The organism is Allobosea sp. 01N443, from assembly GCF_056399325.1.
Genome location: NZ_JBFTRC010000081.1, coordinates 1 through 23,394, shown reverse-complemented (window position 1 = coordinate 23,394; position 23,394 = coordinate 1). Strand labels below are relative to the sequence as shown.

The window sequence follows — 23,394 nt, the reverse complement described above, 5'->3', positions numbered from 1 at the left end:
CGGCTGAAGACCCTTAGGGGGCTCACACCCTACGAGTTCATCTGCAAATGCTGGACTTCAGAGCCAGAACGATTCAGGCTCGATCCAATCCATCAAATGCCGGGACTGAACATCTAGATCATCGGACCGGATATCATATCCAGTCCGACGGTCTAACCACCTGTGTTTGCATCGGCTTTCCCGAAAACCGCACTCCACTTTTCGGAGCGATGCCAAGCAAGGTCAGGACGTGGCCACGCCGCGTTCGAGCTGCGGGAGGAGATCCCAGATCCGCCGGTTCAGAGCATAGAGTTCCTGCGTCGCCGCCGCGATCTCGTCGAGCCGAGCCTGGTCGACGGGGCGGCGGGTGCCGAAACGCAGCCTGCCCCGGGCCTCCTCCAGTTTCATGCTCTGTGTGTGTGTGATCGCCCCGCTCGCGTCGACGACGAAGGTGGCGTGGTTGAGATCGTTGCGCAGMCGCGTTGCCGCAGAAAAGGCCTCGACAACCGCGTCAAGCTCGGCGCGCAGCCCCTTGTCCGTGATCCGGACCTTGGCGAGGCGCTGCGCCAGGTCGAGGCGCGCCCGCGTCGTGTTGAGCGTGGAAAAGACGATCGCTGCAGCCGCCTCGTCGGTGTCCAGCAGCAGCATCAGCACATAGATGAACATGCTCTCATTGTTGGACCAGGCGAAATTGAGATCGCCTATCAACGACAGAAAGGCTACCCTTTGCTCGGCCGAGCGTTGCGCGGCCAGCTCCAGCGCGATGAAATCAGGACGGGGCGGCAGCGTAGATGGCCCGTTCCGGTTGTGCCTAAGCATGTCGTCCACCGTTCCTGAAGGCTCCGATACGGCAGAGCCAGCATGTTCGATCTTCTGAGAGCCCGACCAGCGCGCAAGGCTGCCTTCTCCGTCCTCGAGCCGTTCGTTCTGAAGACTTCCGCGAATGGCGCCGGCCTGCAAGCGGGCGACTGGCTCCAGCCGCAGATTCTCGGTTTCCTTGCGACCCTGGTCACGCTGATCGTCGAACGCAAATGCGGCGAGCTGCGAACGCACGCGCTCGCCTCGGCCCAGTCATCGGTGCTGAATGCTCTCACCGGGATCGGCCCGGAACTTGTGGGCGAGGAAATCTGTCTTCTGAGCAGCCGCCGAGACCCGGCCTTCACCGCAGGGTCGATGGGAGCGCTCGCCTTTCTGGAAGCCTTGGACGCCACCCGGCCATCGGCGGGCGAACTGGTAGGAATGGAGCCGCTCGGCACAGCTTCCAGCGAAGCCGGAAGCAGAACGCTGGACGAGCTCTGGCACGACCATGTCGAACGTCATATGCGCAGAGGTCAGTTCTTGGCCTGAGAGACCGGCATGCCGAAACCGCTGAAGCTCGCAGCTCGGACCCGCGGCTGCGCCGGCTCGTCGTCAAGCAAGCCGAGTTCAAGTTGAACTTCCGTCAACGCCTCGCCGGCCTCTTCCAGCCGCTCCGGCCGGGTTGCAAGGAGCCGCCGCAACGCCTGAATGAACAAGGTGTCCGTTTCCGCGGTTGCGATGCCTTCCAGCGCTGCCATGAAGCGTTCAAAACGCGCGACGCAACTCGCGCTGCCTGGGCCGCCATCGACCTGGCAGTCCAGGAACTCGCAGCGCATGACCATGTCGCCATGCTGCCATGGTGCGTAGCAGGCCACCTCCAGCGGAGAAACCGCGAGGCCGCCGGCAATCTTCTGCTTCAGATGCCAGGCCGTTCGGACGGAAACTCCCAGCGTTTGCGCCAGCCTTTGCGACCCCATCTTCTGCCGGGTCGCCGTCAGCAGGTAGAGGGCCTGGAGCCAGACATGCAGAGGCACATGGCTGTTGTGAAAGATCGTGCCGTTCCTGATCGTGAACGGCTTCCGGCAGGAATAGCATTTCCACGCGCCAATCGGGGTGCTCAGGCCGTTGAGCCGCCCCAGCCGGGCAGCCTCGCCGCAATGCGGGCAAACCGGTCCGGAAGGCCAGACCATTCGTTCGAGCGACAAATGGACGACGCGCTCGTTCTGCAAGCGGATGGCGTTCGGCATGGCGCAACCTCCAACCCGAAAACATGGTCCCAGATGGGTAATTGAAAGTCAATAAAGTCTGAAAATGGGTAATAATTCGATACATTGACGCCGCAAGGGCATAGTTGGATGTTTGCTGATCGGGAATAATGCACACAACCCCCAAATTGTCACATTATTTCTGAGACATTTATCAATTTAGGCAACAAAAAGAAATTGTTCGCCAATAATGAATATTACATTCAATAATTTTAAATAATATTCAGAATTTATACCTATCTGCTAGTATATGACTCATAAAATTATATGTCTCAGATTTCATTTCGCACACTCTGGCCCAATATCGAACCAGACTAATAGTTCAGAAAAATTATTACTTATATCAACTAATTAATATCGGGAGACGCAAACAATGACTTAGTCAATTAAGGGGTTTCTGCTGTCGCCAGTACGAAATCTTGAAGAACGTTCCTTGCGTAGATAGGCGGGACATTCATTCGACATAAATTATCAATATTCCGCACTAATGGCATCCAACGCAAGTGGATCGGCGCAGCGCAGAAGGGACGCGGCGATCAACGAGCGGAAGGGTGCCTTTCCTTTTTTGACGGGAAAGCACCATGCCGAACAACAACGATTATCACCCGCAGGATCCAAGCCAGGATCAGGCGCAGGCTGAGATTCAAGCCCAATTGCAGGGACAAGGTCAGGGGCAAGGACAAGGCCAGGGGCAGGGACAAGGCCAGGCGCAGTACTCCGCGCAGGCCGTCGACACCTCCGTCTGGAATGACAACGGCAACCTGAATCTCAACGGCAACGGCAATCTGAACGCCAATGGCAACCTGAACGGCAACCTCAACTACAACGAGAACATCAACCACGTTCAGACCGCCGTCGACACCACTGTCAATGTAAAGGTCGACCTCGACCTCAGTGGCGCCCTCGTGCCACCCGTCGATAACCGGGTGATGGATATCGACTCGATTCACGACATCCACGACTCGATCGTGATGCCGTCCGTCGTCACCCAGACGACGGATGACGGCAACAACTTCAATATCGCGCAGGTCAACAACCTCACCGACAATGACAGCCTGTCCAATCCGTCGGTGAACTTCAACTCTGGTGGGCTCGACCCGTCCTGCTATGGTCCAGGCCATATCCCGGAAGCGGTTGGCGATTTCTCCATGACCGCCACGGCCACGGGTGGCTCAGCATCGTCGAGCTTCGGCGACATCCATGGCGGAAGTGACGGCTACTCGGGCATCGGCGCGGCTGCTGCCAACGTGGCCCTGACCCAGGAGGCCTTCACACAGCACATCGCCATGGGCGCAAATGTCCAGTTCAACTCCGTCGATCACCTGACCGTCGCAGGTCACGACATCGGCACACTTTGAGCGTCCCAACGCTCGGAAGGCAAGCTATGCTCGGACGCGCGGGGTCGCCTCCCCGCGCGCTCCCTGCTCGGGGCYGGTGAGCCCCTGAGCCCACGCAATGCCTGGTGCCCTCGCGACCGGCCTTGCCAGGCAATAGTGCAGAGTGTGCCATGAACATTGGCGGCTTTACCGAAACGATATGGCATTTTGCCGGCTATCTTCGCGTCTTCATTGATGAAATGCGGGCGCGCGAAACCTATGACGGCGAAGCGTCCCGGGTCGTGTCGGACGAGGGGGGCGATCGCTTCTACGATCGCGTTGCGCCCATCACACCGGATGAAACGGCTTCGCAACCCGTGTTCTTTCGGGCGCCGAACGTCTCCGACGACAGTCCCGCCCTCCACAGCCTGACGCCCACACCCTTCACTCCGCCGGCCAGAATCCTCCCATCGAGTCATCCGCCTCCACATCGCCTCGATGCGCCCGACAGCGTCGATAACGACTATGGCTATATGGTCACCAGCCACAAGATCGTCACTGTGGGGTATCAGAACGGCGGCACCGAGACATTGCTCTCGATCCACCAGGTCAATCAGGCGGACGACCGGGATCTGCTGACATCCGACGCGATCCGTTATCCTGACGGCACTCTCGTCGTGCCCCCCGAACTTCATCTCGACGGCGTCCTGAGCGACATGCTGCACCAGGCGCAGAGCGCTGTGCCCGGCGAGGTCGCGGCGCTTCAGGGCGGCACGACCCAGAGCGTGATAGCGGCTATCGAAAGTCGCGATATGCGCTGGGCCGAAACGGGGAGCCCCTATTCCGACGGCAGCCCTGTCTCACATGCCATGGAAGGCAGAATTGTCGACGGCGCGCTCAACGCGAGCGATCCACCGGTGCCGAGCCTTGCCGAGGTCGCGCCTTGGCGCCTGGCCGACGCGCCCGCCGACAGCATCACCAAATCCATTACAGCCGCCGAACCCACAGGCGGGGTCGCCGTCGTCTCGGAGACCGGGCTGAACATGCTGGCAAATGCTGCGGTCATCGTCGACGCCAACGAAGCAACCGGCTCGATGATCGTGGGCGGCAATTATTTCTTCAGCCGCGGCATCGCGCAGGTAAATGTCCTCGTGGACAACGACCATGTCGACGTCGCCGTCGATGGCACGCTGGCCCCCTTGGTTCAGAGCCATGGCAACGAAGTCCACAACATCGCGGAATTCGCTACGCATACGATGACGATCGCGCCAAACGGCGCCGCAGCGACCCCCTTCTGGTCGGTCGATGTCATGCCGGGAAGCTTCTATGATGTGAAATCCGTCATTCAGTTCAATGGACTGAACGATAGCGACAGGATCGTTCAGGCGGAGAACGGAACCTATTTCGACGTGAAGAGCGGCGAGAACGCCCAGCTCAATCTCGCTCAGATCACCGGCCTGGACAGCTACGACATCATCATCATTGGCGGCAACTATCACCGTGCCGACTGGATCTACCAGTACAACATCGTTCTGGACTCAGACAGCGCCAAGCTGTTTGCAACAGGCCACGGCAGCGATATTACCGTTGTCACCACAGGCTTCAACAACCTTACCAATCTCGCAGATATCACGACCTATGACAGCGTCGCATTCAAGCCGATGCAGCAGGCGCATTACGATCTTCTCGGCGCGCTTGATCAGAACTCTACAATTCTGACGCCCGACGCCAACTGGCAACTCAACGGTAACAGGTTCGGAACGCTGCACGTCCTCTACGTGCCCGGCGACTATTACGACGTGAACGTCATCACCCAGATCAGTGTTCTGAACGACGCCGACCAGGTCGTCCAGGCCAATGCTCAGCCCGGGACGACCCAGGGCGTCGCCGCCGGCGGGAACACGGTGCTCAATGAGGCGCACATCATAGATCCGGGCACGCTTTCGACCTCGAAATACCTGGGTGGCGACGCCTACGAGGAGAGCGTGCTGATCCAGACCAACATGATCACCGACACCGACAAGGTCACCATCCACGACACCCAGACATTGGTGCCCGAACTCGTCGCCTTCGCGCATGACGTGGATTCGCACTCCGTATCGGACTCCTCCGTATCGCGCCCGGTCATACCCGACCCGTCCCAGCACGATCACCTCACCTCCAACATCATGTCTTGAGGCCAGCACGCATCCGAGGGCTCTCCATGACCGACGAAGCCGTTCCAGCCGCACCATCGAACCGTCCAGATGCCACCAGGTTGCCCGGAGCCACGCCGCTCGGGACGACCGTTGGCAGGCCCCCGCCCCCGCTCACGCTGGTCGCCAATTCAAACGACCGCATGGCCGGCGAGGCCCGTCAGGCCTCACCAGGGCAAGCCCCGCTGCGCGCCGAGGCGAAGCATGGCGCTCCTCCCGCCGACAGCGTCCCCAATCTGCGACCGGTCGGAGGCGCCGRCAGCCCGCAAGGCACGACGACATCGAACGGTCCTGGGGGCGGCAAGGGCGGAACAGGTGGTGGCGGAGGGGGCGGTGGCAGCGGCGGCCGATCACCGCTCGAACAACGCCTCGGGGATCGCGATTTCCAGCAGGTCCTCGGCAAAGGGCTCGCGGAGGCGCGCCACAACCTGGTGATCGTCGCGATCTTTTCGATCGTCGTGAACACGCTGGTGCTGGCTGTCCCGATCTATCTGTTCCAGATGTCGGACAGGGTGCTGACCAGCCGCAGCCTCGACACGCTGATGATGCTCTCGATCATCGTGATGGTCGCGATCCTGGCCCATGTCCTGCTCGACATGATGCGCCGCTTCATCCTGATGCGGGTTGCCGTGGATGTCGAAAGCCGGCTCGGCGGCCCCGTTCTCAGCGCGGCAGCCAAGGCGGCCCAGAGCGGTTCGAATCGGGAGTTCCAGATACTCGCCGATCTTCAGCAGATCCGGAGCTTCCTGACCGGGCCGGTCATCCTGACGATGCTCGATGCACCGACCGCACCGATCTACCTGCTGGCAGTCTATCTGATTCATCCGCATCTCGGCTACATCGTCACGGTCGCCGCCATCGTCCTGTTCGTGGTCGCCTATTTCAACCAGAAGCTGACGGCCGTCCCCTTCGCAAGGTCGAGCGCGTTTGCGACGCGCGCCAATCTTCAATCGGAAGCGATGTCGCGCAACTCGCAGGTCATCAACGCCATGGGCATGATCCCGGAGGGCGTGCTGATCTGGGGCCGCGAGACCGCGGAATCCCTGAAGGCGCAGGTCAGCGCCCAGGACCGCAACATCATGATGACCGGGTTGTCGAAGTTCTTCCGGCTCGGCACGCAGATCGCCATGCTGGGCTGGGGTGCCTGGCTGTCCCTGGAAGGATCCCTCACCGGCGGCATGGTCATCGCGTCATCAGTGGTCGCGGGCCGCGCGCTGGCCCCGCTTGAAGGCACGATCGAAGGCTGGCGCAGCTTTATCCACGCGCGTGCCGCCTATTCCCGGGTTCAGGCCCTGTTGCAGGCCTCGCCGCTCAATCTCGATCGGCTGAAGCTGCCGAACCCCAAGGGCCGCCTCGATGTCGAGCGCATCCTCTATGTGCCGCCACCGAACAAGAAGGTCATCCTGAACGGCATCAGCTTCAGCCTCGAACCCGGCGACTCGCTTGCCATCGTCGGCGCCTCGGGCAGCGGCAAGTCGACGCTCGCGCGCATGCTGGTCGGCTCGATCACGCCAACGGCCGGCACGGTGCGGCTCGACCGGATGGAGCAGCGCAACTGGGACCCGCGGYAGTTCGGCGAGAATGTCGGCTATCTCCCCCAGGATACGCAACTCTTCCCAGCCTCGATCAAGGCCAATATCGCCAGGATGCGGGACGACGCGAGCGACGAGGATGTGTACGAGGCTGCCGAGATCGCCGACATCCACGAAATGGTCGCGCAGTTCGTACATGGCTACGAGACGCAGATCGGCATCGATGGCAGCCCGCTCTCCGGCGGCCAGAAGCAGCGGCTCGGGCTCGCCCGTGCCTTCTTCGGCAATCCGAGACTGGTCGTTCTCGACGAGCCCAACTCCAATCTCGACACGATCGGCGAGGCCGCGCTGGCGCGAGCCTTCGAGCGTGCCAAGGCGCGAGGCATGACGGTCGTGGCGGTGACACAGCGACCGGCCCTGCTGCGCAGCGTCGACAAGATCATGATGATCAAGGATGGCGCGGTCCAGGCGATCGGCGCACGCGACGAGATCCTGCCCCTGATCGTCGGGCAGCGGAGCATCGACAACACGCCAAGGCCGAACTGAGATTCTGTGCCGCCACGCCCCTGCCGGGGCGGGCAGTCGGGCGTTTTGCAAGGGTGGAGAGACGCACGATGACCGCAATGATCGCAGCCCAGCCCTGGTATGGCGACGTCCCGCGCAACACCCGCTGGGCGAAACTCAGCGGCATCGGCATCATGCTGATGACGGTAATGGGCTTCGGCGTCTGGGGCAATACCGCACCGATCTCAGGCGCCGTGATCGCGCCGGGGGTCTTCGTGACCACGGGACAGAACAAGACGATCCAGCATCTCGAAGGCGGCGTGATCCGCGAGATCATGGTGCGAGAGGGCGACGTCGTCCTGCCCGGCCAGTTGCTCGTGCAGCTCGACGACACCTCTTCCCGGGCGGAACTCCGCCGGCACCTGCTCAAGCAGATGCGGCTGGAGGCGGTCGAAGCGCGGCTGAACACCGAGGCGGCCGGTCGGTCCCAACTGGTATTCCCCCCCCACCTGATCGCAAGCAGCACCGACCGCGACGTCGCCGCGATGCTCCAGGCGCAGACGGCCACTTTCATTGCCCGCCAGAACAACATCTCCAATGACATTTCGGCTCAGCAAAAGGGCATCGACGGGCTGGAGGAAAGAATCGCAGGCAGCAAGGCCCAACTTGCCGCCGTCGCCCAGCAGAGCGAACTCCTCAAGGAAGAGCTCGCTGGCAAACAGGCCCTGCTGGACCGTGGCTATATCCGCAAGCCCGACGTCCTCGCGCTTCAACGCAACGCCGCCAATCTACGCGGCGAGGCCGGCCGGATCACCGGGGACATCGGCGACGCGCGGGAGCGCATCGCTCGCGCAGTCGAGCAGATCGATGGTGTCAGAAAGAACGCGATCAAGGCCGCATCGGAGCAGTTGCAGGACGTCAGTGCCGATCTGAACGATGTCCGTGAACGCATACACACGGTAAAGGGGGTTCTCGACCGCGCCAGGATCGTCACTCCGGTCAAGGGAACCGTGGTCAAGCTGCGCTACCACTCAGCCGGCGGTGTCATCGAGGCGGGCAAGAGCATCATGGAGATCGTCTCGCTGCAGGAAGAGCTCGTCATAGAGACGCATGTCCGTCCTCAGGATATCGACAAGATCAAGCACAGTCAGGTCGCGACCATCCGCCTCAGCGCCCTCAATCAGCGCACGACGCCGATGATCAAGGGCAAGGTGATCTATATTTCGGCCGACGCCCTGCCGGATGAAAGGCAGCGCGGCTACCCCAATACGTCCGATCTCTATGTCGTACGGGTCCGCCTCGACAGCAACAGCGCCGCCGCGATCCACGATTTCCAGCCGACGGCCGGCATGCCGGCAGAGGTCTATATCCAGACGAAGGAACGCACGTTCTTCGAATATCTGATGCAGCCGCTGAAGGACAGCATGGCGCGCGCTTTCCGGGAAACCTAAGCCGTCGATGTGGGGCGGGCGCCTTGCGGGGCGCCCGCCCTGTCCGGCTTCAGGCGTGATGCCGTACCCTGCCGCGAGAGCCTGCCGGAACCGCGGCTTGCCGGACGGGAGCATCGGCGAGGTCCTCGAGAATCGGGCAATCGGGGCGACCGTCGCCGTGGCAATGATGCGCCAAATGGCCGAGCGTCTTCACCATCGCCTGAAGCTCGCCGATCCGCGCCTCGAGCTCGCCGATGTGGCGCAGGGCAAACGCCTTCACATCGGCACTGGCCCGGCTCTTGTCGCGCCAGAGCGCCAGGAGTTCACGCGTTTCCTCGATCGAGAAACCGAGATTCCGGGCGCGCTTGACGAAGCGCAACGTGTGGACGTCGTCACTGGCATAGACACGATAACCCGCCTCGGTGCGCACCGGAGCCTCGATCAGCCCGATGCTCTCGTAGTAGCGGATCATCTTTGCGCTGACGCCCGAGGCTGTTGCCGCTTGTCCGATGTTCATCTCTCATGCTCCTCCTACAGTCTCACCCCGCCAACGCGAGCCTGGCGGCGCGCTGGTCCTGCAACGGGGCCGGCGTGCGAGCGCGGAAGCGCTTCAGGCGCAGCGCATTGGTCAGGACGCTGACGCTCGACAGCGCCATGGCCAGTCCGGCGAACATCGGCGACATCAGGATGCCGAAGCTCGGATAGAGCGCGCCAGCAGCCACCGGGATCAGCAGGGCGTTGTAACCGAAGGCCCAGATCAGGTTCTGGCGGATATTGGCGATCGTCGCCTGTGACAGCGCGATGGCATTGGCGACACCATTCAGATCGCCCAACATCAGCACGACATCGGCACTCTCGATGGCGATGTCGGTGCCGGTGCCGATGGCGATGCCGACATCGGCCTTGGCCAGGGCGGGCGCGTCGTTGATGCCATCCCCGACGAAGGCGACCTTAGCGCCACCGGCCTGGAGCCCGGCCACCACCTCGGCCTTGCCGGTCGGCAGAACCTCGGCCACGACCTCGTCGATGCCAAGCCTCGCGGCAATCGCCTCAGCCGTACGCCGGTTGTCGCCGGTAATCATCACGACGCGCAGGCCGAGCCGATGCAGCGATGCGATAGCCTCGGGGGTCGTGGCCTTGACCGGATCGGCAACCGCGATGATCGCAGCGAGCCTGCCGTCGATCGCCGCATAGAGCGGCGTCTTGCCGGCATCGCCCAGGCGGCCTGCCGCCTCCGTGAAGGGCGAGAGGTCGAGCCCGAGACGCCCCATCAGCCGGTCGGCACCGATCTCGATCGTCCGGCCTTCGACGACGGCCTTGACGCCGAAGCCGGGTTCACCCGCGAACTCCGACACCTCTGCGAGGGCGAGGCCGCGCTGGCGGGCAGCGACAACGATCGCTTCCGCAATCGGATGCTCCGAGCGAGCCTCGACCGAGGCGACCAGCCGCAGCACCAGGGCCTCCTCGAAGCCCTCGGCGGTGACGAGATCGGTCAGCTCCGGCTTGCCCTTGGTCAGGGTTCCGGTCTTGTCGAGCGCCACGATCTTCGCATCCTTCAGACCCTGGAGCGCATCGCCCTGGCGGAACAGGATGCCGAGCTCGGCGCCCTTGCCGGTGCCGACCATGATCGAAGTCGGAGTCGCCAATCCCATCGCGCAGGGGCAGGCGATGATCAGCACGGCGACCGCGTTGACGAGAGCATAGGAGAAGGCGGGGCTGGGGCCGAAGGCGGACCAGGCCGCGAAGGTCACAAGCGCGAGCGCCATCACGGCTGGGACGAACCACATCGTCACCTTGTCGACCATGGCCTGGATCGGCAGCTTCGAGCCCTGCGCCGCCTCGACGGTGCGGACGATCTGCGAAAGCAGCGTATCGGCACCGACCTTGGTGGCGGTGAAACGGAAGGCGCCCGTGCCGTTGATCGTGCCACCGGTCACAGCCGCCCCCGCTTCCTTGCGGGCGGGCACCGGCTCACCGGTGATCATCGCCTCGTCGACATAGGACACGCCGTCGAGAACCTCACCATCGACCGGGATGCGCTCCCCCGGACGCACAATGACGACATCGCCCGGAACAACGCTCTCGATCCCGACATCGGCCTCGACGCCGTCGCGCAGGACACGCGCCGACTTCGCCTGCAGCGACATCAGTCGCCGGATCGCTTCGCTGGTCCGGCCCTTGGCTCTGGCCTCGAACCAGCGTCCGGTCAGGACGAGCGTGACGATGACCGCACCGGCCTCGAAATAGGTGTAGTCCGTGCCGTCAGGCGGGAACTCCGGCGCGAAGGTCGCCACCGTCGAGTACAGATAGGCCGCGCTGGTACCGAGCATGACCAGCGAATTCATGTCCGGCGCGCCACGCAGCAAGGCCGGCCACCCCTTCTTCAGGAAGCGCAGGCCCGGCCCGAACTGGACGAATGTCGCGAGCAGGAAGGACACGAGCTTGATGTTGAACTCGCCGACACGCCCGGCGAGAAAATGGTGCAGCGGCTCGTACATATGCGAGCCCATCTCGAAGACGAGCAGCGGGATTGTCGCGACTGCGGCGATGATGACCGCGCGCTTCAAACCCGCCTGCTCCGCCTCGCGCGCCTGCTGCTCGCGATCCGAGGCTCCGGCATCGATGCTCGCCGCTTCGGCGGAATAGCCCGCCCCTGCAACGGCCGCGACGAGCTGCTGCATCTGGCCCGCACCGCCGAGAGTCCGCACGGTGGCACGCTCGGTCGTGAGATTCACGGTCGCGTCGAGCACGCCCGGCACCGCCTTGAGCGCCCGCTCGACCCGGCCGACGCACGACGCGCAGGTCATGCCGGAGATCTTCAGCTCGACGGTGCGCTCGGTGGGCTCGTAGCCGGCGCCGCGGATCGCGTCCGCGATCGCGCCGGCATCGCTACCGCCGGAAGACAGGGTCACACGCGCTCGTTCGGCCGCGAGGTTGACCGCGACTGAGCCGACGCCGTCGACGGCCTTCACGGCGCGTTCGACGCGCCCGACACAGGAAGCACAAGTCATCCCGCCGATCTCGATCTCAAATTCTCTAACGGGGCTTCCCGCTGTCCGTGCCATCGCCATGGCTTGATCTCCGCATGTTGATGGCGAGGGGTATGATCCTTCCCATGATGGGAAGGTCAAGGCCAATTTTCAACACTCCGCGAGAGGGCCGGATCCTCCCCATGATGTGCGCCGGCATCCCGCAGAGGGCGCTTGACCTTCCCATCATGGGAAGCTTTAGGCTYCCTTCATACCCCTCAGAAAGGATGCAGAACGATGTGCGGATGCCAGAGTCATAGCGAGAAGACGACACCTGGGACTCAGGCACAGCCTCAGGGCGCGGGAACACTCAGCTTCCGCGTCGAGGACATGACCTGCGGGCATTGCGCCGGTACGATCATCAAGGCGATCGAAATTGGCCTTCCCGGAACCCGCGTCCAGGCCGACCCGGCCTCGAAACTGGTCAGCGTCCTGGGCACCAGTGACCGCGCCGCCATCGCGGCGATCGTCACGGCGGCCGGCTACACGCCGCAGCCCGTCACCGCCTGATCCAACATCCTGCGCCTGGTCAGCTATAGGCCAGGCGCAGCCCCGCCTCGTGGCAGCAGGCCTTCAGGCTGGTGAGGATCGCCTTCTCATTGGTCTGCACGCCATGGCGCTGCAGGCATGGCACCAGGATCGCCGCCTGCGCATAGCCCGCCGGTCCGATGACCGGGCAGGCGATATCGGTAACCGCCAGAATGTCGCGGCTTGGTGCGATCTGGTGTCCCTGCTCCCTGATCATCGCGAAGATGGCTGCAACGCCGGAGCTCTCTAGCCGCGTCCGCGCCTCATTATCGGCATCCTTCATCAGGGTCAGACGCCGTGCCCGTGTCTGGAACGCCAGGATGAGCAATCCGGAATTGGCCTCCAGCGCCGGCCTGCCATAGCCCGGCCGCACGGTAACCGTCGCGTCGAGATGTCCGGAGGTCGTCGCGAGCACCACGGTCTGCGCACGGCTCAGCACGACGAGATGAGCCGCCTGCCCGCTCTCCTCGCTGAAGCGCTCCATCAGAGGCAGTACGACCGAGGTCAACTGCCGCCCGCTGGGCGTCCTGATGCCGAGATCGAACAATCGTCGCGACAGTGCGAGCCTGTCCGTTCCCGCCTCCCGCACCAGATATCCGCGCTGCTGCAGCACGAAGACCATGCGGAAGATCTCGCTCTTCGAACGCTCCAGTCGCTCGGCAATGGTGCGGGTCGATAGCGGCTCGCCGACATCCGCCAGCAGCTCGAGAATATCCAACCCCTTCTCCAGAGCCGGAGCGGAATAGGAGGCCTTCTCGCCGTCATCTGTTTCCGGAAGGTCAGGCATGCTGCCTCGTTTCATATGTGAAGCTTGACATCAAATAAGAAGCCAACCTAGCCTCTTGTAAAGGGGAGGCTCAATGACACCATCGCTGATCACTCTGTCGGTTTGTTGTGGGCGTGCCGTCACGCCGCCTGCGGCCGTGGCGGTCTGAGCGCGATGAAATACGGCCTGCAGTTTCGGGATGTGTTTGCGGCGTGGGAGTCGATCCTCGACGGCGTCTGGATCACGCTGCTGCTCTCGGCCTGCGCGATGCTCGGCGGCCTCGTCATCGGCGTCGCCTGTGCTGCGGCGCGGGTCTATGGACCGGGCTGGCTGAAGCGGATCGTCGGTGGCTATGTCGAGGTGATCCGCAACACGCCACTGCTGGTCCAGCTCTTCCTGATCTTCTTCGGCCTGCCCAGCTTCGGCCTCCGGCTCGACGGCCTGACGGCGGCGATCATCGCGCTCGTCATCAATCTCGGCGCCTATACCACCGAGATCGTCCGGGCCGGGCTGGAAGCGGTGCCGAAGGCGCAGACCGAGGCCGGCCACTCGCTCGGCCTCTCCGGCCTGCAGGTCTTCCGCTACATCGTGATGTTCCCGGCGCTGAAATCGATGTTTCCCGCGCTCGCCAGCCAATTTGTGCTGCTGATGCTGGCGACGAGCGTGGTCTCGCAGATTTCGGTCGAGGACCTGTTCCACGCGGCCTCGATCGTGCAGTCGCGCACCTTCCGCGACTTCGAAGTCTACACCGTGATCGGCGTGCTCTATCTCGGCCTCGCGCTGGCCTTCCGCGGCCTCTTTGCCGGCATCTATTACTGGGCGTTCGTCAGGCGATGATCCGTTCCTTCGGCCTGATCGATGTGATGTACCTGGTCGCGGCGGCGCGCTGGACCGTGGCCTTGACCGTCACCGCCTTCACCGGAGCCGCCCTGCTCGGCCTGGTCATCGCCGTCGTCCGCATCCTGCCCTTCGCGCCGCTGCGCTGGCTGGCGGCCGGCTACACCCATATCGTCCAGGGCACGCCGCTGCTGGTCTGGCTGTTCCTGATCTTCTTCGGCCTGCCGCTGATCGGCATCTCGGTCAATCCGTGGTTCGCAGCCGCCGTCGCCTTCTCGGTCTATGGCAGCGCCTTCCTCGGCGAAATCTGGCGCGGCGCGCTGATCTCGATCGCCAAGACGCAATGGGAGGCCGGCGCCTCGCTCGGCCTGTCGCTCTGGGAGCAGTTGCGCCACATCATCGTGCCGCAGTCGATCCGCGTCGCAATCCCGCCCACCGTCGGCTTCCTCGTCCAGCTCATCAAGAACACCTCGCTCGCCGCGACGATCGGGCTCGTCGAATTGACCCGCGAGGGCCAGCTCACTGCCGCCGGCACCTACAAGCCTTTCGCCGTCTACATCACCGTCGCCTGCATCTACTTCCTGATGTGCTTCCCCCTCACGCAATGGAGCCGCTCGCTCGAGCGGAAGCTCGATGTCGCTCGTTGAAATCAAGGGGATCAGCAAGAGCTATGGCGCGGTCCAGGTTCTGAAGAACGTCTCGCTGGACGTCGCGAAGGGGGAGATCATCGCCGTGATCGGGCGCTCGGGCTCCGGCAAGAGCACCATGCTGCGCTGCATCAACGGCCTCGAGCCGATCCAGGGCGGTTCGATCCTCGTCGACGGCGTGCAGGTGAACGATCCCAGGACCAACCTGCGCAAGCTCCGGCAGGAGGTCGGCATCGTCTTCCAGAGCTTCAACCTGTTCCCGCATCTCTCGGTCTGCGACAACATCACACTCGCGCCGCGGGTGGTGAAGAAGCAGGCGCCAGACGCAGCCCGCGAGATCGCCCGCGACGTGCTGCGCCGCGTCGGGCTGGAGGACAAGCTCGACRCCTTCCCGTCCCAGCTTTCCGGCGGCCAGCAGCAGCGCGTCGCCATCGCCCGTTCGCTCGCGATGCAGCCCAAGCTGATGCTGTTCGACGAGGTCACCTCGGCGCTCGATCCCGAACTCACCGGCGAGGTGCTGAAGGTGCTCGAATCGGTGGCGCAGGACGGAATGACGATGATCCTCGTCACGCATGAGATGGGCTTTGCCCGCCGCTTCGGCTCGCGCGTGGTCTTCATGCACGAGGGCCGCATTCACGAAGAAGGCCAGGCCGCGGCGGTGCTCGCCGAGCCGAAGACGCCCGAACTACAGACCTTCCTCAGCGCGGTCCTGCACTGAGGAGGCCGATCGACACCAGTTGCACAACGAGGGGAGACGAAACATGCGTTCGCTATTTGCAGGTTTGGCTGCACTGACTGTTGCCGTCTTTGGCGGAGCCGAAGCCCGGGCCGACAAGCTCCAGGACATCCTGTCCAAGGGCGTGGTACGCATCGGCGTGCCGCTCGAYGCCCCGCCCTTCGGCGCTCAGGACGAGAACCGCAAGCCGATCGGCTTCGACATCGAGATGGCCGAGATGGTCGCCAAGGGCCTCGGCGTGAAGCTCGAGATGCAGCAGATCACCGGCGCCAACCGGATTCCGTTCCTGCTCACCGACAAGGTCGATATCGTGATCTCGGTGATGGGGCTGACGCCGGAGCGCGCCAAGCAGATCCAGTTCACCGCGCCCTATGCCAATACCTTCCTGGCCGTCTATGGTGCCAAGGCCTCGCCGGTCAGCAGCCCCGAGACCATCGGCTCCGCCCGCGTCGTCGCCGCCAAGGGCACGACGCAGGAGCTCGCGATCTCGGCAACCGCCCCCAAGGCGAGCCTGATGCGCACCGAGGACGACGCCACGGCCGCGGCAGCCTATATCACCGGCCAGGCCGACCTGCTCGCCACCAACAGCATCGTCGCGCAGGCGTTGGCGAAGCAGAACCCGAACAAGGAATTCGAGCGCAAGTTCGTCATCCGCCGCAGCCCGGCCCATATGGGTGTGCAGATGGATCAGCATAATCTCGTGCGCTGGCTCGACGGCTTCATCTTCTTCAATGCGATGAACGGCGAGCTCGACCGGCTGCATCGCAAGTATTTGGACAWGCCGATGGACCCGCTGCCGACGCTCTGAGCGACGCCAGACATCAGCCGGGCGCGGGCCGCGCCCGGCATTTTCCCTTCAGACTGCGCCACCGGGCCGGATTGCCGCCCCAAGAGCCTCGGCGCGCCCGCGAGCCAGCCATGACCAGCGTCAAGCAGAAACCCACGCCCCGTCCGTCCAGCGCCTTCCTGACAGTCGATCCCGCGCGCGACGGCAAGCAAGTCGGCTTCGTCATGATTCCGCATTCGCCGCATGACGACGCCTGGGGCGCGACGCGGATCCCGATCGCGATCATCAAGAACGGCTCCGGCCCGACGGCGATCCTCGAAGGCGGCAACCATGGCGATGAATACGAGGGGCCGATCACGATCTGCGACCTGATCCGCGATCTCGATCCCGGCCGCGTGCAAGGCCGGCTGATCCTGATGCCGGCGAACAATTCGCACGCCGTCATCGCCGGCCAGCGGACGTCGCCGGTCGATGGCCTGAATTTCAACCGGACCTTCCCAGGCGACCCGCGCGGCACCATCACCCAGCAGATCGCCGCCTTTGTCAGCGACCATATCCTGCCGCTCGGCGACGCCTTCCTCGACCTGCATTCAGGCGGCTCCTCGCTCGACATCATCCCGAGCGCGATCGTCGAGCCGACCGACGATCCGGCGCTGCACGCGCGCAATGTCGCCGCAGTGCAGGCGTTCGACGCGCCGATGACGGTGGTGATCAGCAATCTCGGCGAGCCGCGCACCGCAACAGCAACGGCCTGCCGCAACGGGCTCGTCACCGTCGGCACCGAGATGGCGGGCGGCGGCACGGTTTCGCTGGAGGCGCTCAAGGTCTGCCGGCGCGGCGTTGCCAATGTGCTCGACCATCTCGGCATCGTCGCGCGCGACACCCCGGAGCCGAAGCGCGGCGAAGGCCAGATCCTCGAGCTGCCCGGCACCTCGGCCTATGTCTATGCCACCGTCGACGGCGTCTTCGAACCCTTCCACGCCAATGGCGCCAAGGTCAGGGCCGGCCAGCCGGCCGGCCGCATCCATTGCACCTGGGACCCGACCCGCCCGCCCGAGACGCTGCACTATGCCGCCGACGGCATCCTCTACGGCCGCCGCCAGCCCGGCCGCGTCCGGCCCGGCAATTGCTGCCTGATCGTGGCTGCGCCCTATCGCGGCGTGCTGTCGTAGCGGGGCGCGTCAGCTCTCCCGCCAAAACTCGCAATAGCGAGTGCCGGACTGCCAATGGGCGATGGCCTCGCGAACATAGGCAATCGTGTTCTCCGGCAAGCCATCGATGGGGAACCAGGCCAGTTCGGCGCATTTCTCAGGCTCGGCATTGCGAAGCTCGCCCTGCCACCTGCGCGCCTCGAAGAAGAAATCCAGCCGCTCCTCGTCCTGCGATCGGTGGAGCACAGTTGCGAAGGTCAGGCTGGCCGGATCGATCTCGACGCCCGCCTCCTCCTTCGCTTCGCGCGCGGCCGCTGCTCGCAGCGGCTCGCTGCCGTCATGATGCCCGGAGACGAGACCGTAATTGCCGTCCTCGTAACCCGTGTTCGCGCGCCGCAGCAGCAGGAGTTCGCTCCCCCGCCCAAAGATCACATAGACTGACACGACCAGCTTGAACCGCTCCGGCTTGCCGGTGCTCTCTGCCCTGATGGACATCTAACGCACAGGCTCGACGACCTGCCAGGCCGATCCGGTATCGTAGAAGAAGCGCTCCTCGACGATGCGGTCGCCGCGCCAGCGCTGGATCGCGAGTTCTTCCAGCCGCCGCGTCACACCCTGCTTGTCGGTGGCATCGAAGATCCAGTGAATCACGACCCGGTCACCATCGACCAGCACGGCCCGGGCGGGATGTGTGTGCATCCGGTTGAGCCGGACGAGTGCCCTGGCCTCATGCGCCATCAATTCGTCGCGTCCGCGGCGCGGCTCGGCGCCGTTCTCCTGCATCGAAGCATCCTCGCAGTAGAAGTCGCGGATGGCGCCGACATGATCGCCACTCACGACGGCTGCGACAAAAGCCTCGACACGCTGGCGATCAGGCATGGTCAGTCTCCTCCGGATGATCCGTGCCGACATTCATGCACGGCCTCAGGCGATCAACCAGAACTGCGCTGACAGCCTGAGTCAGGAGGACAAACGATCGCCAATCCGCGCAATCATGGCCATCGCGCCGGCCAGTTCCGCATCGGTGATATACTCCTCGGGCTTATGCGCCCTGTTCACGTCACCCGGCCCGCAGACGATTGCAGGGATGCCCGCGGCCTGAAAGAGCCCGGCCTCGGTCCCGAAGCTGACGGCCTGCTGGCGCGGCTTCCCGCAGACGTCCTCGGTCAACCCGACCAACGGATCCTCATCGGGCAGATCGAGCGGCGGATAGTCGCTCATCGTCTCGAAGCCGAAGACGACATTGTGCCCATCCGCGACAGCAGCCGCATGGATCCGCTCCGCCTCGCGCGGCAGGAAGGCAAGCAGTCCGGCCGGCTCCTGTCCAGCGATGGCGCGAGCCTCGACCTCGAAGACGCATTGCGCCGGAACGATGTTGATGCCGGTTCCCCCCCGCACCGTGCCGACCTGGATCGTGGAATAGGGCGGGGCAAAGCTGTCGGCGAAGGGGCCCTCCACCGCATGCCGGCGCGCCTCGGCATGCACGGCAGCCATCAACTCCGCAGCGTAGTGAATGGCATTGTCGCCGAGATCGGTCCGCGACGAGTGCCCGGCCTTGCCCTCGACCGTGACGCGTTGAGCGATCTTGCCCTTGTGACGCAAGACGGGATGGAGATCGGTCGGCTCGCCGACGATGCAACCAGCCGGCCTGGGGCAAAGCTCCGGCAGCCGCGCGATCAGGTGACGAACGCCGACGCAGCCGACCTCCTCGTCATAGGAGAGCGCGATGTGGACCGGCCGCACCAGCCGGCGCGAGGTGAGATCCGGCACGCTCGCCAGCACGCTGGCCACAAACCCCTTCATGTCGACAGCGCCGCGCCCGATCAGGCGGTCGCCATTGCGGCGCAAGGCGAAGGGCTGTCCGACCCAGCCCTCGGGGGCAGCAGGCACGACGTCGAGATGGGCCGAGAGAATGATCCCGCCCGGCTCACGCGGTCCGATGGTGGCGAAGAGATTGGCGCGATCCCCTTCCGGCCCCGGGACGATGACGCTCTCGACACCATGGCTCGCGAGGTATCGGCGGACATGCTCGATGATCGCCGCGTTCGGCGTCCGGCAAACAGAGGGAAAGGCCACAAGATCGGCCAGAACCGTTTCGACAGTCGTCATGACAAGCCACGTGATTGAAGCGGCCGTCGATCGGACCGCACAGGAGGGATAAGCGCAAATCTAGCAGAGGGGCAGCTCGCAATCCGTGCCCGTCTGGCACCCGGAGGCGCCCCATCCTGCCGGGATTGGCCCTGCCGCCGGCAGAATGTTCCGATCTTGTGGTCCAGGGCGAGAGAAGCCTCGCCCCGGACCGCGCATCGACCGCAGCCGTCAGTGCTGGCTGCTTACTTCTTCTCGATGTTCCAGAACAGCATAACCGGTGCGGCGAGCACGCCTGAAATAGTGCTGCGGCGGGCGTAGGGCTGGTCGAACTGACCGAGCACACGGTACGGCTGCACTTCCGTGAGTCGGCGATGCAACGCTTCGATCGCGAGCTTGCCGCTTGCCTCGTCCGGAGCATCGACGACAGCGCCACGCAGCCGTTCGGCCTCGGCATCGCAGGGCCAGCCCGCCCACGCCTTCTCGCAGCCCATATTGGTGCCGATATTGGTCATCGGCGACTGCATGGTCGCGCCCGACGCATAGGTGACGAACAGGTTCCAGCCGCCCTGATCCACGGTGCCGCGATTCTGCTGGCGGGTGGTGACGGTGCCCCAATCGGCAAACTGGACATCGACATTGAAGCCGACCTCCTTGAGCGACTGCGCCGCGACCTCGGCCATGCGACCGATCGGGGCGATGTCGTTCGAAGTGCTCAGCACCAGCTTCTCGCCCTTGTAGCCGCTCTCGGCGAGCAGCTTCTTCGCGGTTGCAAGATCGGGCTTGGCATAGGCTTCGGAGCCGATTTCGGTTCCGTTTGGCCCACCACAGACGAAATAGGCATTGCAGCGCTTCCACCACTCCTCGTCCCCGAACCCGGCGGCGAGGAAATCGGCCTGGTCCGTGGCATAGGCCAGGGCGAGCCTGGCCTTGGGATTGTTGAACGGCGGATAGAGGTGGTTCGGCCGCAGCATCACCTGGTTGGCGAGGTTCGAGTAGCGTTCGACCTTGACGTCGCGGGTCTTGGCGATGGTCGAGATCAGGTCCTGGCTCGGCTGCTCCCAGATATCGATCTCGCCGGTCTGGATCGCAGCGGCCGCCGTCGCGGCGTCCGGCATGATGATCCATTCGACGCGGTCGAGCTTGACGACGCGGCCTCCCGCCAGACCGTCGGCCGGTTCCGAGCGCGGCACATAATCGGGGTTGCGATCGTAGACGACGCGCGCGCCGCTGCGCCATTCCGCCCGGTTGAAGCGGAAAGGGCCGCTGCCGATCGCTTCTGTGACCGGCTTCATCGGATCGCTCTTGGCATCGCTCTCGCGCATGATCACAGGGATCTGGCCGACCGCCGAGCCGAGTGCGAAAGGCACGAGTGCCATCGGCCGCTTCAGCTTTAGCGTGAAGGTCCGGTCGTCGACCGTCTCCAACCCTTCCGTATACTCGCCGAGCTTGCCGCCGATCGTGTCGCGCGCCATCCAGCGCTTAAGCGAAGCGATGACGTCGCGGGTCGTGACCGGCTGGCCGTCATGGAACTTGAGGCCGGGCCGCAGCGTGAAACTCCAGGACAGCTTGTCGGGAGCAGTCGAGAAGCTCTCGACCATTTGCGGGTGCGGCTGCAGCTTTGAATCCCAGGCGAACAGCGTCTCGTAGATCATCAGCCCATGCATGCGGGTGATGACGATCGAAGCGGCAACGGGATCGAGCGTCTTGAGATCCGCATGCGGCGCGACACGCAAGGTGCGGCTCGGAGCCGGCTGGGCCTGTGCCTCGAGACCGAGCGTCAGCGACGCGGCGCAAAGCAACAATCCGGCAAGGCGGGAACGGATCATCGGGTACCTCCAACGTCGTCGACACGATCGAATAGCAGGACACGCGCCCGATGGCTGTCGACRCGCAGGGAGCCGTCCGGCTGCAGCCACAAGCAAGGCCGGTGCCGCCAGGGACCATGAACAAGATCGGCGAGCGCGCGGCCTCCCGGCAAGGGGGTCAGCCGGGTGGTCATGCCGACCGGCTCGGCCCAGGGCCATTGGGCCGTGCCGTCCGCTTCAACCGTGATCTCGACGCCGAAGCTGCGCTCGCGCCAGCGGCCGACAAGGCGCGGGTCGAGCGGCGTGGCGGCCGGAACGCGCAGAAGACGACGCTCGACACCGCCGATCCGCGCCCGAATCTCGTCTTCGCCGAGCGTGCGGAGCTCGATGTCGAGATAGGAAGGCAGGCTTCTCAACCTGCCGTTCTCGCCGACGACGAGACGCTCATGCCCGCCCATGACGCCGATCGAGTCTCCAGCGAGCTCGGCCCAGAAGGACCCTTCCTCTCCGACATAGAGGCCGGTCGGCCCAGCCTTCGGTGCCTCGGGCAGCGCTTCGCCCAGAAGTGCCGCAAGCACACGCAACGCCGGCCAGAGCGCCTCCTCCTCACGATTGCTCAGCACGACGACGCCGACACCATGCTCGGGCGCCATCAGGAAGTGGTTGCGGTAGCCCGTGAGTGATCCGCCATGGCCGATCACCGTGGTACCGAGAAGCGGAGTGCTGACCAGGCCGAGGCGGTAGCCGCTCTCGCGACCATCCGCGAACTGGCGCGGCGCGGTGAGTTTCTCGAACAGGCCGGCGAGCGGCCCGCGCCCGGCCATCAGATCGGACGCCCAGATCGCCAGCGCCGATGCGCTGCCGACAAGCCCGCCTGAGGCAGAGAACTGGAAGCCGTAGCGTCCACGCCGCCAGTTGACGCCATCATGCCAGTAGCCAGTTGCGAGATCCGGCACGATCTCGCTCTCATCCTCCGGGAAGACGAAGGGCAGGGCGAGAGGCCCGAACAGGCGCAGCCGCAGGGCTTCGCGATAGGTGATGCTGCGCTGGGCCGGCAGCACCGACTGCGCCAGGCGCCAGCCGGTATTGGAATAGGCCATCTCCTGGCCGGGCACGGCATTGATGCCCGGCAGGCGCTGAGCGAAACCGTGAATCTCAGGCGCGCTGAGGCTCGTGGTGTAGGGCACGCCGAGCTGCCACAGGGTCTCCATCATGTCCGGCAGGGCGCCGGTCATGTCAAGTGCGCGGCCGAGAGGCACGGCGGCTATGGCGGCAGGCAAACCATCCAGCAGGCTGCCGAGTGGTGCGTCGAGCGATATGCCTTCCAGCAGCAGCGTCGCCGCCATGAAATGCTTGCTGATCGAGGCCAGACGATTGGGCGTATCCGCCGTGAAGGGCGTCTGTTGTTCCAGATTGGCGAAACCGCCGGCACAGGCCTCAAGCCGTCGCTCCGCATCGAAGATGACGACCGCACCACCTGGCCCTGCCTGATCGGCCCAGCTCTTCGTGATAGCGGCTGCTTCCGCCTCGGCCCGTGTCCAGTCCAGCATGATTTCTCCCTCGCTTCCTCGCTAGTGTTAGAGAGGCATCCGCAGACGACATAGGCCCTGCCACTGCATGGCAGGCACGCGGAAACCGTCGGATCGAGACGCGGGGAAGAGCCGGACTGACGACGGCTTGCTACAATACCTTGTCCAGAAACCCCTTCGTGCGCTCTTCGCGTGGATTGCCGAACACATCCGCCGGCGAACCATGTTCCACGATCAGGCCGCCATCGGTGAAATAGATATGATCGGCCACCTCACGCGCGAAGCCCATTTCATGGGTGACGAGGATGCATGTCATCCCTTCTGCGGCGAGGTCCTGGATCGTCACCAGCACCTCCTTCTTGGTTTCGGGATCGAGCGCGGCGGTGACCTCGTCGAACAGCATCACCTTCGGGTTCATCGCCAGCGACCGCGCAATCGTTCGGGTTCATCGCCAGCGACCGCGCAATCG

Annotated in this window: 21 protein-coding genes and 2 pseudogenes; 12 read left to right on the top strand and 11 right to left on the bottom strand. The window is 64.2% G+C overall.

Annotated elements, in window-relative coordinates:
* Window positions 1-117, top strand: a pseudogene (locus AC1DRP_RS19755) (IS481 family transposase); the annotation flags it as partial.
* Between the two features lie 105 nt (window positions 118-222).
* Here the strand turns inward: AC1DRP_RS19755 and AC1DRP_RS19750 are convergent.
* The gene (locus AC1DRP_RS19750) at window positions 223-798 is read right to left on the bottom strand and encodes a hypothetical protein (protein ID WP_441507537.1); all 576 of its coding nucleotides are present in this window, start codon (window positions 796-798) and stop codon (window positions 223-225) included.
* A gap of 42 nt (window positions 799-840) precedes the next feature.
* Between AC1DRP_RS19750 and AC1DRP_RS19745 the strand changes: the two genes are divergently transcribed.
* Window positions 841-1,326 (top strand): hypothetical protein, encoded by a 486-nt coding sequence (locus tag AC1DRP_RS19745; protein WP_441507536.1) that lies wholly within the window; start codon window positions 841-843, stop codon window positions 1,324-1,326.
* Here AC1DRP_RS19745 and AC1DRP_RS19740 read toward each other — a convergent pair.
* Window positions 1,311-2,024 (bottom strand): transposase, encoded by a 714-nt coding sequence (locus AC1DRP_RS19740; RefSeq protein ID WP_441507535.1) that lies wholly within the window; start codon window positions 2,022-2,024, stop codon window positions 1,311-1,313. The two genes, AC1DRP_RS19745 and AC1DRP_RS19740, sit on opposite strands and share 16 nt — an antisense overlap.
* Before the next feature lie 599 nt (window positions 2,025-2,623).
* On the opposite strand from AC1DRP_RS19740, the gene AC1DRP_RS19735 reads away from it, so the two are divergent.
* The 4 genes from AC1DRP_RS19735 to AC1DRP_RS19720 all read left to right on the top strand — a co-directional run bounded on the left by AC1DRP_RS19735 (window position 2,624) and on the right by AC1DRP_RS19720 (window position 9,040).
* Window positions 2,624-3,400 (top strand): hypothetical protein, encoded by a 777-nt coding sequence (locus AC1DRP_RS19735; protein ID WP_441507534.1) that lies wholly within the window; start codon window positions 2,624-2,626, stop codon window positions 3,398-3,400.
* A gap of 149 nt (window positions 3,401-3,549) precedes the next feature.
* Window positions 3,550-5,535, top strand: a complete 1,986-nt coding sequence (locus AC1DRP_RS19730; RefSeq protein ID WP_476769333.1) for a hypothetical protein — start codon at window positions 3,550-3,552, stop codon at window positions 5,533-5,535.
* Window positions 5,536-5,561: 26 nt separating this feature from the next.
* Window positions 5,562-7,631: a type I secretion system permease/ATPase gene (locus tag AC1DRP_RS19725; protein ID WP_476769332.1), complete on the top strand. Its 2,070-nt coding sequence runs from the start codon at window positions 5,562-5,564 to the stop codon at window positions 7,629-7,631.
* A gap of 68 nt (window positions 7,632-7,699) precedes the next feature.
* The gene (locus AC1DRP_RS19720) at window positions 7,700-9,040 is read left to right on the top strand and encodes an HlyD family type I secretion periplasmic adaptor subunit (RefSeq protein ID WP_441507531.1); all 1,341 of its coding nucleotides are present in this window, start codon (window positions 7,700-7,702) and stop codon (window positions 9,038-9,040) included.
* A gap of 49 nt (window positions 9,041-9,089) precedes the next feature.
* Here the strand turns inward: AC1DRP_RS19720 and cueR are convergent, their stop codons facing one another.
* Window positions 9,090-9,536 carry a Cu(I)-responsive transcriptional regulator gene (gene cueR, locus AC1DRP_RS19715; protein WP_476769331.1) on the bottom strand — a complete coding sequence of 149 codons (447 nt, stop codon included), beginning with the start codon at window positions 9,534-9,536 and terminating at the stop codon, window positions 9,090-9,092.
* A 22-nt stretch (window positions 9,537-9,558) separates the two neighbouring features.
* The gene (locus AC1DRP_RS19710) at window positions 9,559-12,090 is read right to left on the bottom strand and encodes a heavy metal translocating P-type ATPase (protein ID WP_476769330.1); all 2,532 of its coding nucleotides are present in this window, start codon (window positions 12,088-12,090) and stop codon (window positions 9,559-9,561) included.
* A gap of 195 nt (window positions 12,091-12,285) precedes the next feature.
* Here AC1DRP_RS19710 and AC1DRP_RS19705 point away from each other — a divergent pair, with 195 nt between their 5' ends.
* Window positions 12,286-12,558 (top strand): heavy-metal-associated domain-containing protein, encoded by a 273-nt coding sequence (locus AC1DRP_RS19705; protein ID WP_441507530.1) that lies wholly within the window; start codon window positions 12,286-12,288, stop codon window positions 12,556-12,558.
* A gap of 19 nt (window positions 12,559-12,577) precedes the next feature.
* Here AC1DRP_RS19705 and AC1DRP_RS19700 read toward each other — a convergent pair whose 3' ends face one another.
* Window positions 12,578-13,363 carry an IclR family transcriptional regulator gene (locus AC1DRP_RS19700; protein ID WP_441507529.1) on the bottom strand — a complete coding sequence of 262 codons (786 nt, stop codon included), beginning with the start codon at window positions 13,361-13,363 and terminating at the stop codon, window positions 12,578-12,580.
* A gap of 153 nt (window positions 13,364-13,516) precedes the next feature.
* On the opposite strand from AC1DRP_RS19700, the gene AC1DRP_RS19695 reads away from it, so the two are divergent.
* The 5 genes from AC1DRP_RS19695 to AC1DRP_RS19675 all read left to right on the top strand — a co-directional run bounded on the left by AC1DRP_RS19695 (window position 13,517) and on the right by AC1DRP_RS19675 (window position 17,521).
* A complete protein-coding gene (locus AC1DRP_RS19695) occupies window positions 13,517-14,179 on the top strand; it encodes an amino acid ABC transporter permease (protein WP_441490320.1) in 663 nt (220 codons plus the stop codon).
* Window positions 14,176-14,826: an amino acid ABC transporter permease gene (locus AC1DRP_RS19690; RefSeq protein ID WP_069877846.1), complete on the top strand. Its 651-nt coding sequence runs from the start codon at window positions 14,176-14,178 to the stop codon at window positions 14,824-14,826. The genes AC1DRP_RS19695 and AC1DRP_RS19690 overlap by 4 nt, the downstream gene beginning before the upstream one ends.
* Window positions 14,813-15,544, top strand: coding sequence for an amino acid ABC transporter ATP-binding protein (locus tag AC1DRP_RS19685; protein WP_476769329.1), 732 nt, complete (start codon window positions 14,813-14,815; stop codon window positions 15,542-15,544). Before AC1DRP_RS19690 ends, AC1DRP_RS19685 begins: the two co-directional genes overlap by 14 nt.
* 43 nt (window positions 15,545-15,587) lie before the next feature.
* A complete protein-coding gene (locus tag AC1DRP_RS19680) occupies window positions 15,588-16,370 on the top strand; it encodes a transporter substrate-binding domain-containing protein (protein WP_476769328.1) in 783 nt (260 codons plus the stop codon).
* 110 nt (window positions 16,371-16,480) lie between these two features.
* Complete coding sequence (locus tag AC1DRP_RS19675; RefSeq protein ID WP_476769327.1) at window positions 16,481-17,521, top strand: succinylglutamate desuccinylase/aspartoacylase family protein; 1,041 nt, start codon at window positions 16,481-16,483, stop codon at window positions 17,519-17,521.
* Window positions 17,522-17,530: 9 nt separating this feature from the next.
* Here the strand turns inward: AC1DRP_RS19675 and AC1DRP_RS19670 are convergent, their stop codons facing one another.
* From AC1DRP_RS19670 to AC1DRP_RS19645, 6 genes and pseudogenes are all read right to left on the bottom strand, one after another.
* Window positions 17,531-17,995, bottom strand: coding sequence for an NUDIX hydrolase (locus AC1DRP_RS19670; protein ID WP_441507526.1), 465 nt, complete (start codon window positions 17,993-17,995; stop codon window positions 17,531-17,533).
* Window positions 17,996-18,379: a nuclear transport factor 2 family protein gene (locus tag AC1DRP_RS19665; RefSeq protein ID WP_441507525.1), complete on the bottom strand. Its 384-nt coding sequence runs from the start codon at window positions 18,377-18,379 to the stop codon at window positions 17,996-17,998.
* Between the two features lie 81 nt (window positions 18,380-18,460).
* The gene (gene argE / locus AC1DRP_RS19660; RefSeq protein ID WP_441507524.1) at window positions 18,461-19,609 is read right to left on the bottom strand and encodes an acetylornithine deacetylase; all 1,149 of its coding nucleotides are present in this window, start codon (window positions 19,607-19,609) and stop codon (window positions 18,461-18,463) included.
* Between the two features lie 224 nt (window positions 19,610-19,833).
* Window positions 19,834-21,417, bottom strand: coding sequence for an ABC transporter substrate-binding protein (locus tag AC1DRP_RS19655; protein WP_441507523.1), 1,584 nt, complete (start codon window positions 21,415-21,417; stop codon window positions 19,834-19,836).
* Window positions 21,414-22,946, bottom strand: coding sequence for a serine hydrolase domain-containing protein (locus tag AC1DRP_RS19650; protein ID WP_441507522.1), 1,533 nt, complete (start codon window positions 22,944-22,946; stop codon window positions 21,414-21,416). The genes AC1DRP_RS19655 and AC1DRP_RS19650 overlap by 4 nt, the downstream gene beginning before the upstream one ends.
* Before the next feature lie 130 nt (window positions 22,947-23,076).
* A pseudogene (locus AC1DRP_RS19645) lies at window positions 23,077-23,361 on the bottom strand (ATP-binding cassette domain-containing protein); the annotation flags it as partial.
* Window positions 23,362-23,394: the final 33 nt, after the last annotated feature.

What these genes read in the sequence shown, in the direction of transcription:
- AC1DRP_RS19745 (WP_441507536.1), top strand. Translation starts at nt 841, where the DNA reads ATGTTCGATCTTCTGAGAGCCCGACCAGCGCGCAAGGCTGCCTTCTCC.
- AC1DRP_RS19740 (WP_441507535.1), bottom strand. Translation starts at nt 2,024, where the DNA reads ATGCCGAACGCCATCCGCTTGCAGAACGAGCGCGTCGTCCATTTGTCG.
- AC1DRP_RS19735 (WP_441507534.1), top strand. Translation starts at nt 2,624, where the DNA reads ATGCCGAACAACAACGATTATCACCCGCAGGATCCAAGCCAGGATCAG.
- AC1DRP_RS19730 (WP_476769333.1), top strand. Translation starts at nt 3,550, where the DNA reads ATGAACATTGGCGGCTTTACCGAAACGATATGGCATTTTGCCGGCTAT.
- AC1DRP_RS19720 (WP_441507531.1), top strand. Translation starts at nt 7,700, where the DNA reads ATGACCGCAATGATCGCAGCCCAGCCCTGGTATGGCGACGTCCCGCGC.
- cueR (WP_476769331.1), bottom strand. Translation starts at nt 9,536, where the DNA reads ATGAACATCGGACAAGCGGCAACAGCCTCGGGCGTCAGCGCAAAGATG.
- AC1DRP_RS19710 (WP_476769330.1), bottom strand. Translation starts at nt 12,090, where the DNA reads ATGGCGATGGCACGGACAGCGGGAAGCCCCGTTAGAGAATTTGAGATC.
- AC1DRP_RS19705 (WP_441507530.1), top strand. Translation starts at nt 12,286, where the DNA reads ATGTGCGGATGCCAGAGTCATAGCGAGAAGACGACACCTGGGACTCAG.
- AC1DRP_RS19700 (WP_441507529.1), bottom strand. Translation starts at nt 13,363, where the DNA reads ATGCCTGACCTTCCGGAAACAGATGACGGCGAGAAGGCCTCCTATTCC.
- AC1DRP_RS19695 (WP_441490320.1), top strand. Translation starts at nt 13,517, where the DNA reads ATGAAATACGGCCTGCAGTTTCGGGATGTGTTTGCGGCGTGGGAGTCG.
- AC1DRP_RS19690 (WP_069877846.1), top strand. Translation starts at nt 14,176, where the DNA reads ATGATCCGTTCCTTCGGCCTGATCGATGTGATGTACCTGGTCGCGGCG.
- AC1DRP_RS19675 (WP_476769327.1), top strand. Translation starts at nt 16,481, where the DNA reads ATGACCAGCGTCAAGCAGAAACCCACGCCCCGTCCGTCCAGCGCCTTC.
- AC1DRP_RS19670 (WP_441507526.1), bottom strand. Translation starts at nt 17,995, where the DNA reads ATGTCCATCAGGGCAGAGAGCACCGGCAAGCCGGAGCGGTTCAAGCTG.
- AC1DRP_RS19665 (WP_441507525.1), bottom strand. Translation starts at nt 18,379, where the DNA reads ATGCCTGATCGCCAGCGTGTCGAGGCTTTTGTCGCAGCCGTCGTGAGT.
- argE (WP_441507524.1), bottom strand. Translation starts at nt 19,609, where the DNA reads ATGACGACTGTCGAAACGGTTCTGGCCGATCTTGTGGCCTTTCCCTCT.
- AC1DRP_RS19655 (WP_441507523.1), bottom strand. Translation starts at nt 21,417, where the DNA reads ATGATCCGTTCCCGCCTTGCCGGATTGTTGCTTTGCGCCGCGTCGCTG.